12 protein-coding genes are annotated in these 10,665 nt (G+C 63.5%); 11 read left to right on the top strand and 1 reads right to left on the bottom strand.

Annotated elements, in window-relative coordinates; genetic code table 11:
- The 4 genes from ACH2CW_RS12780 to ACH2CW_RS12765 all read left to right on the top strand — a co-directional run.
- Positions 1–548: ATP-binding protein (locus tag ACH2CW_RS12780; protein ID WP_395058682.1), on the top strand; the 548-nt coding region annotated here is incomplete at its 5' end.
- 206 nt (positions 549–754) lie between these two features.
- Entirely contained in the window at positions 755–967 is a 213-nt protein-coding gene (locus tag ACH2CW_RS12775; protein WP_395058680.1) for a hypothetical protein, read from the top strand.
- A gap of 5 nt (positions 968–972) precedes the next feature.
- On the top strand, positions 973–1,263 hold the full coding sequence (locus ACH2CW_RS12770; RefSeq protein WP_395058690.1) for a hypothetical protein: 291 nt from the start codon (positions 973–975) through the stop codon (positions 1,261–1,263).
- Positions 1,260–1,910 carry a DsbA family protein gene (locus tag ACH2CW_RS12765; RefSeq protein ID WP_395058678.1) on the top strand — a complete coding sequence of 217 codons (651 nt, stop codon included), beginning with the start codon at positions 1,260–1,262 and terminating at the stop codon, positions 1,908–1,910. Before ACH2CW_RS12770 ends, ACH2CW_RS12765 begins: the two co-directional genes overlap by 4 nt.
- On the opposite strand, the gene ACH2CW_RS12760 is transcribed toward ACH2CW_RS12765, so the two are convergent.
- Positions 1,907–2,380 (bottom strand): Cd(II)/Pb(II)-responsive transcriptional regulator, encoded by a 474-nt coding sequence (locus ACH2CW_RS12760; RefSeq protein ID WP_395058676.1) that lies wholly within the window; start codon positions 2,378–2,380, stop codon positions 1,907–1,909. The genes ACH2CW_RS12765 and ACH2CW_RS12760 overlap by 4 nt on opposite strands.
- 68 nt (positions 2,381–2,448) lie before the next feature.
- Here ACH2CW_RS12760 and ACH2CW_RS12755 point away from each other — a divergent pair, with 68 nt between their 5' ends.
- From ACH2CW_RS12755 to ACH2CW_RS12725, 7 genes are all read left to right on the top strand, one after another.
- Positions 2,449–3,081, top strand: coding sequence for a cation transporter (locus tag ACH2CW_RS12755; RefSeq protein ID WP_395058674.1), 633 nt, complete (start codon positions 2,449–2,451; stop codon positions 3,079–3,081).
- A gap of 71 nt (positions 3,082–3,152) precedes the next feature.
- On the top strand, positions 3,153–3,530 hold the full coding sequence (locus ACH2CW_RS12750; RefSeq protein ID WP_395058672.1) for a hypothetical protein: 378 nt from the start codon (positions 3,153–3,155) through the stop codon (positions 3,528–3,530).
- 83 nt (positions 3,531–3,613) lie between these two features.
- On the top strand, positions 3,614–4,894 hold the full coding sequence (locus ACH2CW_RS12745; protein ID WP_395058670.1) for a TolC family protein: 1,281 nt from the start codon (positions 3,614–3,616) through the stop codon (positions 4,892–4,894).
- Entirely contained in the window at positions 4,891–6,576 is a 1,686-nt protein-coding gene (locus tag ACH2CW_RS12740) for an efflux RND transporter periplasmic adaptor subunit (protein ID WP_395058668.1), read from the top strand. The genes ACH2CW_RS12745 and ACH2CW_RS12740 overlap by 4 nt, the downstream gene beginning before the upstream one ends.
- Before the next feature lie 13 nt (positions 6,577–6,589).
- A complete protein-coding gene (locus ACH2CW_RS12735) occupies positions 6,590–9,703 on the top strand; it encodes an efflux RND transporter permease subunit (RefSeq protein ID WP_395058666.1) in 3,114 nt (1,037 codons plus the stop codon).
- A gap of 38 nt (positions 9,704–9,741) precedes the next feature.
- Positions 9,742–10,119: a hypothetical protein gene (locus tag ACH2CW_RS12730; RefSeq protein ID WP_395058664.1), complete on the top strand. Its 378-nt coding sequence runs from the start codon at positions 9,742–9,744 to the stop codon at positions 10,117–10,119.
- Between the two features lie 61 nt (positions 10,120–10,180).
- Positions 10,181–10,600 (top strand): hypothetical protein, encoded by a 420-nt coding sequence (locus ACH2CW_RS12725; protein ID WP_395058662.1) that lies wholly within the window; start codon positions 10,181–10,183, stop codon positions 10,598–10,600.
- Positions 10,601–10,665 lie beyond the last annotated feature (65 nt).

The raw sequence follows: 10,665 nt of genomic DNA, 5'->3' as shown, positions 1-10,665 counted from the left end.
TGTCCCGCATTCGCGTAAACGTGGCGCACATGGGCGACATGATCGACGCCCTGCTGTCGCTGGCACAGGTTTCGCGCAGCAGACTCTGCTCAGACCATGTCGATCTCAGCGCCATGGCGGTTGCCTTGCTCAAGGACCACTGCGAACGTGAGCCGCTGCGGTCGGTCCTGGTACACATCCAGCCGGACCTGCAGGTGGCGGGTGACCTCCGGCTGCTGCAGCGGGTGCTCGAGAACCTGATCGGCAATGCCTGGAAGTTCAGCAGCCACGCCGCGCAAAGCAGCATTGCCTTCAGTTGTACCGCCAGTGGCAGCGAAGAGAAGGTATACACGGTTCAGGACAATGGCGCGGGCTTTGACATGGCCTACGCTGACAAGCTGTTTGGGGCTTTTCAGCGCCTGCACTCCCCCGCCGAATTTGCCGGCACCGGTATCGGCCTGGCGACGGTGCACCGGATCATCACGCGCCACGGCGGGCGTATCTGGGCCGAGTCCGCGCCTGGACAGGGCGCCAGCTTCCACTTCACGCTGGGCCTGCCGCAGGATTAGGGCCGGGGACCTGAAAGCGGCGCACATGTTTCGCGCCACGCGGGCACAATAATGCATTTCCCGTGCCACGCCTCCTGCACGCATCATCACGTGCTCTATTTTTAATAACTTCTGCGTCTGTCCAGTAGGGACCAGACAACGATTAGACCCATCCCTTCCTGCGATTGCCCGCCCGCCATGCCGCTTGTTCTTTACCTCCTCGCACTGTGCAACCTCGTCATTCACCGCTGCTGCTGAGCCTGAACGGCCCCATGCTGTACACCGGCACCGCACTCGGCGCAGTTTTCAGCGGCGCCCTCCTGGAGCATGTGCAGTTCTCACAACTCGGCTGGGTCGGCATGCCTTTTTGCCTGCTGGCCCTGCTGACCCTGGCCTTTGAACCCGCGCAGGCACGGCAGCGCGCCGCTGTGGCATCCTGATGACCATGCACCCGGCCCAGCAACAACTCGCCGCACTGACCGGCGCGCTGCAACAACTGCGCGGCGACACACTGGCCGTGGCGGCTTTTTCACGACTGGCGCAAAATCAGACCGGCTTGTTGGCCGCCTTGCCGCCACAATTTGCGACCGTGCTGCAGCAGTTGCTGGACCGGCTGGAGTCGGCGGCGCTGTTCAGTGAGGAAAGCTGCTCCTTCAGCCAGAAAGAGCTGCTGGACAGCCTGCAACAGTGGCTGGAGCATGCGCAGCTCCGGCTGGACAAAGGAGATACCGCATGAACACCACCTCCGCTCCTGTGGCCCTGGTCTACATCGGTGACCCGATGTGCTCCTGGTGTTACGGCTTTGGCGTACCGCTGGGGCAACTGCTGGCGAGCCATCCAGACCTGTCGGTGCAGCTCGTGCTCGGTGGACTGCGCGCCTACAACACGCAGGTGATGGACGATGCACTGAAAGCCAAACTGCGCGGGGCCTGGGCCAACGTGGCGCAGCGTTCCGGCCAGCGGTTTTCGCACGCCTTGCTGGAACGCGAGGATTTCATCTACGACACCGAGCCAGCCTGCCGCGCCGTGGTCACTGTGCGCGAACATGCGCCGCATCTGGCGCTGGCCACGTACCACGCGATCCAGCAGGCGTTTTACGCCGATGGCCGCGACACGACCAAGGCCGCTGTGCTCGGAGAAATCTGGGACGAAGTGCATGGCCGCACCAAGGAAGCCTGGGGCCACATCGACTTTTTGCGCGACTTCGACAGCGCAGCGATGCGGCAGCGCACGCGCGATGATTTTGCGCAGGCACAAGCCTGGGGCGTGCGCGGCTTCCCGACCCTGCTGGCGGTGGTGAACGGGCAGGCGCAGCTTCTGACGAATGGTTATGCCGAAGCCGAGGTGCTGGCGCAAAGACTGGCGCCGCTTCTCAAAGCCTAAACGTGGCGCTTCCTGACCGCTGGCCCCGCCGCAGCCGGCGTCTGCGCGTCGGCCAGTTCGTGCAGCGCTTCAATGATGCGGCAATGCGTGTCGCTGCCATCGCAGCGGTTGCGCAAGGCCTTGAGGTCTTTTTCAAGCGCCTTCAATTCAGCCAGCCGCGCACGTACATGACCGAGATGCCCATCGAGCGCCTCGCGCGCCGCCGCGCAGTCAGCCTTGTTGTTCAAGTCCAGGCCCAGCAGCGTGCGCACCTCGTCCAGCGACATGTCCATGGCCCGGCACAGCCGGATGAACCGCAGCTGGTGCAGGTCACCCTCGCTGTACAGCCGGTAGCTGTTGTCGCTGCGCCCCAACGGGCTCAGCAGTTGTTCTTTCTCATAAAAGCGGATGTTGACTGCACTCACGCCGCTGCGCTTCGCGGCCTCGCCGATCTGGTAACCCCGCAAGGTGGATGGATTTGAATGCGGCATCGCTTGACCTTGAAGTGACTTGAGGGTTTCCAATCATGCCATCAACCCGTTGTTTCTGGAGAAATTCAATGTCCGCCCACTGCTGCGACCATGACCCCGCCCCCAGCGCCGCCCAGGCCAACAGCCCGCGTTACCGCCGCATTCTCTGGATCGCTCTGGCTGTCAACCTGGCCATGTTCGGCATCGAAATCGGCGCCGGCCTGCAGTCTGGATCGGTCTCCTTGCTGGCCGATGCCATCGACTTTTTCGGTGATGCCGCCAACTACGCGGTGACGCTGGCGGTGCTGTCCATGGGCCTGGTCTGGCGCGCCCGCGCGGCCCTGCTGAAGGCCGCCAGCATGCTGGGTTTCGGCATCTTTGTGCTGGGCCGTGCGGCGTGGGTGGCATGGTACGGCGGCACGCCCGAGGCCCTGACCATGGGCAGCATCGGCCTGCTGGCCCTGATTGCCAACGTCGCTGTGGCGGCGATGCTGTATGCGTACCGCGAAGGCGACGCCAACATGCGCAGCGTCTGGCTGTGCTCGCGCAACGACGCCATCGGCAACCTCGCAGTGATGCTGGCCGCACTTGGTGTATTCGGCACAGGCAGCGCCTGGCCGGATCTGGCTGTGGCTGCTGTGATGGCCGGCCTGGCGATCACCGGGGCATATGCGGTGTTCAAGCAGGCGCGACAGGAGTTGCGCTGGGACGCGCACGCATGAGCAGCAGTTCGCCAGGCCAGGCGCATTCCCTGCGCGGCGCGGGGACTTTCCCGGCTGTTAGCATCTCGCCCGTGAGACGTTTTATTTGTCACTTCCTGATTGTCTGGCTGGCCTTGCTGTCGGGCAACGCCTATGCCCATGCAGCGGCCGACGCTGCGCAGGAGCTGGGCCACCTCGCCGCCCACGCCGTCGAGGCTCAACTGGCTGGCGCTCAGGACACCGAAAAATCCGGCATCACCCATGACCACGGTCACTCCGAGAGCTGCGGCCTGAGCCACTGCGGCCATGGTCACTCGACCGGTATGCTGGCAACTGCCAACCTTGGCTTCAGCAATGCAGGTGTTGGCGCCCCACTGCCCACACCTCAAGCATGGGTCATCCGCGAACAACCCAACAGCATCGAGCGCCCCAAATGGGCTTTCACCACGCCAGCCGTGGTGAACCTTTGAGCTGACGGGCGCATAACTCCCCCCTTTTTTCGACCGCGCTCGCGCAAAGGTTCGCCGAAGTTTTTTCACTTCGGAGAACGCTCTTGCATACCTTTTCCCGCTTCCGTTTGCCGCGACCCGGCTCCGTCACGCTGCTTCTGGTGGCTGCAATTGCAGCCAGCGCGAGCGCGCAAACGCCGCCGCTGCCGCCCCCTGTCTCTGCAGCATCCGCCGCCGCGCGCAGCGGCCCCAGCCTGCGCGAGGCGCTCGACGCCGCCTGGGCCCTGAGCCCGGCGGCACGCAGCGCCGACAGCCGCCGCGCTGAAATTCAGGCCCGCGAACGGGCGGCTTCGTCCTGGATCAACGGATCGCCCAGCGCGCTGCTGGCGCAACGCAGCGACCGCTTCAACAACAACGGTGGTTTTCGTGAATACGAAGCCGAGCTGGAGCTGCCGATCTGGAGCCCCGGCGTGCGCGGCGCCGCCCAGCGCGAGCTGGCGGCGCAGCGCCTGGGTTTCGAGCCCCAGCAACTGGCGGCACGGCTGAAACTGGCTGCCGAGGTGCGTGAGCTCGCGGCCAGCCTGGCCAGGGCGCGCACCGAGCGCGATCTAGCGGCGCGCAAACACAGCGAAGCGCTGACGCTGGCGCAGGATGTGGCGCGCCGCGTGAAGGCCGGCGACAGCGCGCGTGTGGACGGCCTGCAGGCCCAGTCACTGGTCCAGCAGGCCACCAGCACACGCGAGCAGGCGGAAGTGTCCTTGGCCCGGCTGCAGAACCAGTGGCTGGCGCTGACTGGGCTGCCGGCCGTGCCATTGCTGGACGAGCGGCTGCCCGCGAGCAACACGCTGGCTTACCCCGACCACCCGGCGCTCCACGCGGCACAAACGCGGGTGCAGGCCGCGCAGGCGAAACTGGAACTGAGCGAAACCGACCGGCGCGACCCCATGGCCATCGGTGTTGGCGTTACGCGTGAGCGCGCGACTTTTGGCGCGGCCGGTGAAACCAGCTTAAGGCTGGCACTGAAGATTCCTTTTGGCACCGACAACCGAAATGCCCCGCGTATCGCGGCAGCGCGCGCCGAACTTGATGCCGCGCAGGCAGAGTCTGACTCCACCCAACGGCTGCTACAAGGCGACCTGGCGTCGGCACTTGCCGAACTTGATGCCGCACGCCGCACGCAGGCCAGCATGGCTGAGCGGGCGCGCCTGGGGCGGGAGGTGCAGGAGCTGGTTGCCAAGGCCTACCGCCTGGGCGAGTCCGACCTGCCAACCCGCCTGCGCGCCGACAGCGAAAAGTTTGAAGCCGACCTTTCCCTGGCCCGCGCCCGTGTCGACCTGCAGCGCGCCATTTCCCAATTGAACCAAGCCCTTGGATTGCTGCCATGAACTCCATTTACAAGCCAAAAAAGCCTTTAGCCCATACCCGGCATGGGATAGCAGCTATTACTTTAATAGCATTCAATTTTTTCACGCCAGCCTGGGCGGCGGGTGGCCATGACCATGGCGACGAGGCGCCTGCTGCCGCAAGCAGCACGGTATCGCCGCGCATCAGCAGCCATTCCGACCTGTTCGAGCTGGTCGGCGTGGTCGAGAACAGCGAAATGAAAATTTACCTGGACCGCTACGCCAGCAATGAACCGGTCACCGACGCGAAGATTGAAGTTGAAGCCGGCGCGGCCAAAGCCACGGCGACACCGCAAGCCGACGGCAGTTACAGCTTCAGGCACGAACTTCTCGCGCAGCCCGGTACGCTGGCGGTCAGTTTTGTAATTGCGGCTGGCAAAGAAACTGACCTGCTGGCGGGCGACCTGGTCATCACCGACGCGCATGCCAGCCATGAGCATGCGCATGACCATCGCCCCTGGCTGCGCTGGGTAGCCTATACGGGCGTGGCGCTGCTTCTCGTAACGATAGCAATCGCCGCGCTCAAACGTCGGCGCGGAAAAAACATTGCTGGCATTTTGATCGCTGGAGGCGCTTTATTAACGGGCGTCACAACCACGTTCAATGCCGAAGCCGCAGCCGGTCATGACCACGGCGAAGAGTCGGCACCCGCCGCCAATAGCAACGCGCCGAAACGTCTGCCCGATGGCGGCGTTTTTCTGCCCAAGGCCAGCCAGCGGCAGCTCGGCGTGCGCACCATCAGCGTCGAAGAAGCGTCCCTGCCAACCACCGTTGAACTGACCGGCCGGGTGGTGCTCGACAGCAATGCCGGCGGCAAGGTGCAGCCGACACAAGCCGGGCGTATCGAAGCCGGACCGCGCGGCCTGCCGCAACTGGGCCAGGCCGTGCGCAAGGGTGAAGTGCTCGCCGTGGTGCGCGCTTCCAGCAGCGCGATTGAACGCGCCAACCAGCAGGCCCAAAGCGCTGAACTCAACGCCAGCCTGCATCTCGCCCGCAGGCGCGTGGAGCGCCTGCAACAGCTTGAAGGCACGGTGCCGCAAAAAGACATTGAAGCAGCCCAGTCCGACGTGAGCAGCCTGCGCCAGCGCGCGGCGGCCGTGGCTGGCAGCGTTTCCGCCACCGAGGCGCTGGTGGCGCCCGTGTCGGGCGTGATCGCAGCGGCCAGCGTGGTAGCCGGCCAGGTGGTCAATGCTGGCGATCTGTTGTTTGAAATTGTCGATCCTGCCCGCATGAGTGTGGAAGCCAGTGCCTTTGACGCCGCGCTGTCCGCCAACATCGCTTCTGCCAGCGCCAGCGCGGCGCCCGGCACCAGTGTGCCGCTGCAATTTGTCGGCGCAGGCAGCAGCCTGCGAGAAGGTGCGATCCCGCTGATCTTCCGCACTCTGCCAGGCAAGCCCGCCTTGCCCCTGTCCGTCGGCCAGCCGGTCAAGGTGACCGTGCAAACCAAAAACCTGGTCAAAGGCTTCTCCGTTCCCAATGGCGCGGTGGTCAAAAACACCAGCAACCAGGACATGGTGTGGGTCCACACCGGTGCCGAACTGTTCGCGCCGCGCACCGTGCGCCAGTTGCCGCTGGACGGCAATACCGTCGCGATTGTCGATGGCCTCAAAGCCGGTGACCGGGTGGTGACGCAAGGTGCACCGCTGGTCAACCAGGTCCGCTGAGAACAGGGCCAACATGTTTGAAAAACTCATACACACCTCGCTTGCCAACCGCCTGATGGTGGTGGTGCTGTCGGTGGTGCTGCTTCTGGTCGGTGCGCTGACGCTGGTGAAAATGCCGGTCGATGTCTTTCCTGACCTGAACAAACCCACCGTCACGCTGCAGGCCGAGGCGGGCGGCATGGCGCCTGAAGAAGTCGAGCAATTGATCACCGCACCGCTTGAAATCGCCATGGGTGGCATACCGGGCGTGGAAAGCATTCGCTCGATTTCCAGCGTCGGCCTGTCATTCGTCTATGTGACCTTTGACTGGAAAACCGACATCTACCGTGCCCGTCAGATGGTGGGCGAGCGACTGCAACTGGCGCGCGAGCAATTGCCGCGAGGCGTAGAGCATGTCGGCATGGGACCGATCAGTTCCGTCATGGGCGAGATCATGCTGCTCGCACTGCCGATAGACACCAACAAGATCAGCCCGATGGCGGTGCGCGAATACGCCGATTTCGTGATGCGCCCGCGCCTCTTGACCCTGCCCGGTGTGGCCCAGGTGGTGCCGATTGGCGGCGAGGTGCGCCAGTACCAGGTGCAGCCCGACACCGCATTGATGGCCGCGCTGAAGGTCGACCTGGAAGCTATCGAAGCGGCGCTCAAGGGCTTTTCCGGCAACTCCAGCGGTGGTTTTCTCGAACTCAATTCACGTGAATACCTGATCCGAAACATCGGCCGAACGACACGGTTGCAGGACCTGGAGCGGCTGCCGGTGGCCTTTCAGAACGGCAAACCCATCCAGCTCAATCAGGTCGCCAAGGTCACCTTTGGGCCGGCCATCAAGCGCGGCGATGCGGGCCTCAATGGCCAACCCGCCGTGATACTGGGCATCCAGAAGCAGCCCGATGCCGACACCGTGGCCCTGACGGAGAAAGTCGAGTCCGCGATAGCGGAGCTCAAAAAAGGCATGCCACCCGGCATGGGTGAGCCCAAGGTCACGATGCGCCAGGCGACCTTCATCGAGACCTCGGTGGACACCTTGCGCGGCAAGCTGCTGGCCGCGTCCGCCGTGGTGGCGGTGGTGCTGTATTTCTTTTTGCTGAATATCCGCACCACCCTGATTTCGCTGACGGCGATTCCGGTGTCGGTCATGATCACAGTGCTGGTGTTTCGCTACTTCGATCTGTCGATCAACACCATGACCCTGGGCGGTCTCACGATTGCCATCGGGGGGCTGGTCGATGACGCGGTGGTTGGCGTCGAGAACGTACTGCGCCGCCTCAAGAAGGACCGCGCCGCCCACCCCGAACAGCGGCTGGGGCCACTGGAGCTGATCGCCAAAGCGACGCTGGAAGTGCGGTCGGGCATTTTGATCGCCACCGTCATCATCGTGCTGGTGCTGTTGCCGCTGTTTTTCCTGCCCGGCATCGAGGGCCGGCTGATGCAGCCACTGGCGATTGCCTACATCGTGTCGCTGCTGGCATCCATGGTGGTGTCGGTCACGCTGACGCCGGTCATGTCTTATTACCTGCTGCCGAAAATCAAGGGCCTTGAGCACGGCGATACCAAGGTGCAGACCTGGGTCAAGACACGTTATGCCCACGCACTGAACCAGGTGCTGCAGGCGCCGCGCGCCTGGGTGCTTGGCGGCGCTGCGGCGGCCGTACTGGCGATGGCGGCCGTGCCTTTCTTCCCGACCACCTTTTTGCCGCCCTTCAATGAAGGTGTGGCACTGGTCGGCCTGCGCCTGAATCCGGGCACCACACTGACCGAATCGGCCCGCATCGGCACGATTGCCGAAAAAGCCCTGGCGGGTGTGCCCGAGGTCGAACATGTGGGCCGGCGCTCAGGCCGGGCCGAGCTCGATGAACATGCAGAGGGTGTGCATGTGTCAGAACTGGACCTGAAGCTCACGCGCAGTGAACGCAGCATGGAAGAGATTTATGCCGACATTCGCAGCCGCATCGCCACCTTGCCTGCAGCCATCGGCATCGGTCAGCCGATCAGCCACCGCATCGACCACATGTTGTCGGGCGTGCGTTCGCAGATCGCCATCAAGATTTTTGGCGACGACCTGGACACCCTGCGCACGCAGGCCGAGGCGCTGAGGCAAAAACTGGCTGGCATCAACGGCGTGGTGGACCTGGAAGTCGAGAAACAGGTGCTGACGCCGCAGATCAGGATTCAGGTGGACTATGACCGCGCACTGGGGCTTGGTTTACCGCCAGCCAAGCTGCTACAGGAGTTGCAGGTGCTGATCGACGGCGAGAAAGTCACGCAAATCGTCGAGGGCAGCCGCCGCTTCAACCTGGTGCTGCGCCTGCCGGAGACCTCACGCGGCATCGAAGGCCTGCGCAACCTGATGATTGACACACCGGGCGGCCGGGTGCCGCTGAGTCAGCTCGCCAGCGTGGAAGAAGGCGACGGCCCGAACCAGGTCAGCCGCGACGACGGGCGCAGGCGCATCGTGCTGTCGGCCAATACCCAGGGCCGGGCGCTCAGCGACGTGGTGGGCGAGATGCGCGCGGCGATCGCCGCTACCGCCCTGCCCGAGGGTTACTTCATCACGATTGGCGGGCAGTTCCAGGCGCAGGAAGACGCCTCGCGCCTGATCGGGCTGCTGTCGCTGGGCTCGGTGGCGATGATCTTTTTAATTCTTTACGCGCGCTACAGATCCGGGGTACTGGCCGCCATCATCATGGCCAATATTCCGCTGGCGCTGGTCGGCGCGGTGGTCGGCTTGTGGCTGTCGGGGCAGCCGCTGTCGGTGGCGGCATTGGTTGGGTTTATCACGCTGGCGGGCATCGCCATCCGCAACGGCATTTTGAAGGTGTCGCACTACATCAACCTGTGCGCTTTTGAAGGAGAGAACTTTGGCACCGCCATGCTGCTGCGCGGCTCGCAAGAGCGCTTGACACCCGTGCTGATGACCGCGCTGGTGGCTGCGCTGGCACTGGCGCCCTTGCTGTTCGAGGCCGACATGCCAGGCACCGAAATTTTGCATCCGGTGGCTGTGGTGATTTTCTCGGGGCTGATCACCTCGACGCTGCTGGACTCGTTTTTGACACCCGCCATGGTCGCGCTGTTTGGCCGTAAGCCGATTGAAGCGCTGGTCGCCGACTCCGGAACCGAATCGTTTTAATTTTCCTTCGCTCTTTAACTCTACTGAAAGGTCTCCTCATGAAGCTCAACAAACTCCTGCTTATCACCTTCATTGCGTTCTCCGGTACTGCCGCACTGGCCGCCGGGGGCCACGGCCACGATCCGAAATTTGGCGGTGTGGTGGTGGAGACCAAAGCCGGTGACTTCGAAATTGTCGCCAAACCTGACACCCTGCAGATTCATATCAGCGACCACGGCAAAGCGGTGAAGCTGGACGGGGCCAAGGCCAAAGTGACCTTGCTCAACGGCACGGAAAAATCAGAGGTGGAACTGGTCCCCGCTGGCGACAAGCTCGAAGCTAAAGGGGCCTTCAAAGTCGCCAAAGGCACCAAAGGCATTGCGGTGGTAAGTCTGGCGGGCAAGCCACCAGCCACGGCCAGGTTTGAGGTGAAGTAAGCATCTGCATGAAACTGTAAAACGGTTGGAACTATTCGGCATCGACGTTTATCATTAACCCATGCGCCACCTGATCCTTGCCCTCATGATCGCCCTGCTGCCAATACGCGGCTGGATCGGCGACGTAATGGCGACGGAAATGGCGTCCAGCAGTCCCGCCGTTTCAGTTGCTACCAAGATCATAGCTGACCACACCCTTTCGGTATGGGCTGACGGCCATTTTGACCATTCATCTGGAGCAGCGGGGCCCGTTGCTGCAGCCCCGGACTGTGCAGGCCATGGGAACGGCGACAGCCCTGTCCCGGCAAGCAGCGCCCACTGTGAAGTCTGCCCGGCCTGCCAGGCCTGTCACACCGTGGCGCTGTCACCGACGGCCATCGCCACCGCCCCGGTTCAAGCGCCTCTGCCGCCACCGCATTCGCCGGTGGCTCGTTTCGCCAGTGCCGACATGGCACAAGGCCAAAAACCACCCATCTTCTGAGTTCCAGGCCCGAACTGGGCCTGTACTTGCCTCCGGCACGGGTTTAAACGCCCTGCGTTGCCATA

It is taken from the genome of Polaromonas sp. (assembly GCF_043778355.1).
Lineage (GTDB): Bacteria > Pseudomonadota > Gammaproteobacteria > Burkholderiales > Burkholderiaceae_C > Polaromonas.
This window is presented reverse-complemented; position numbering and strand designations above follow the sequence as displayed.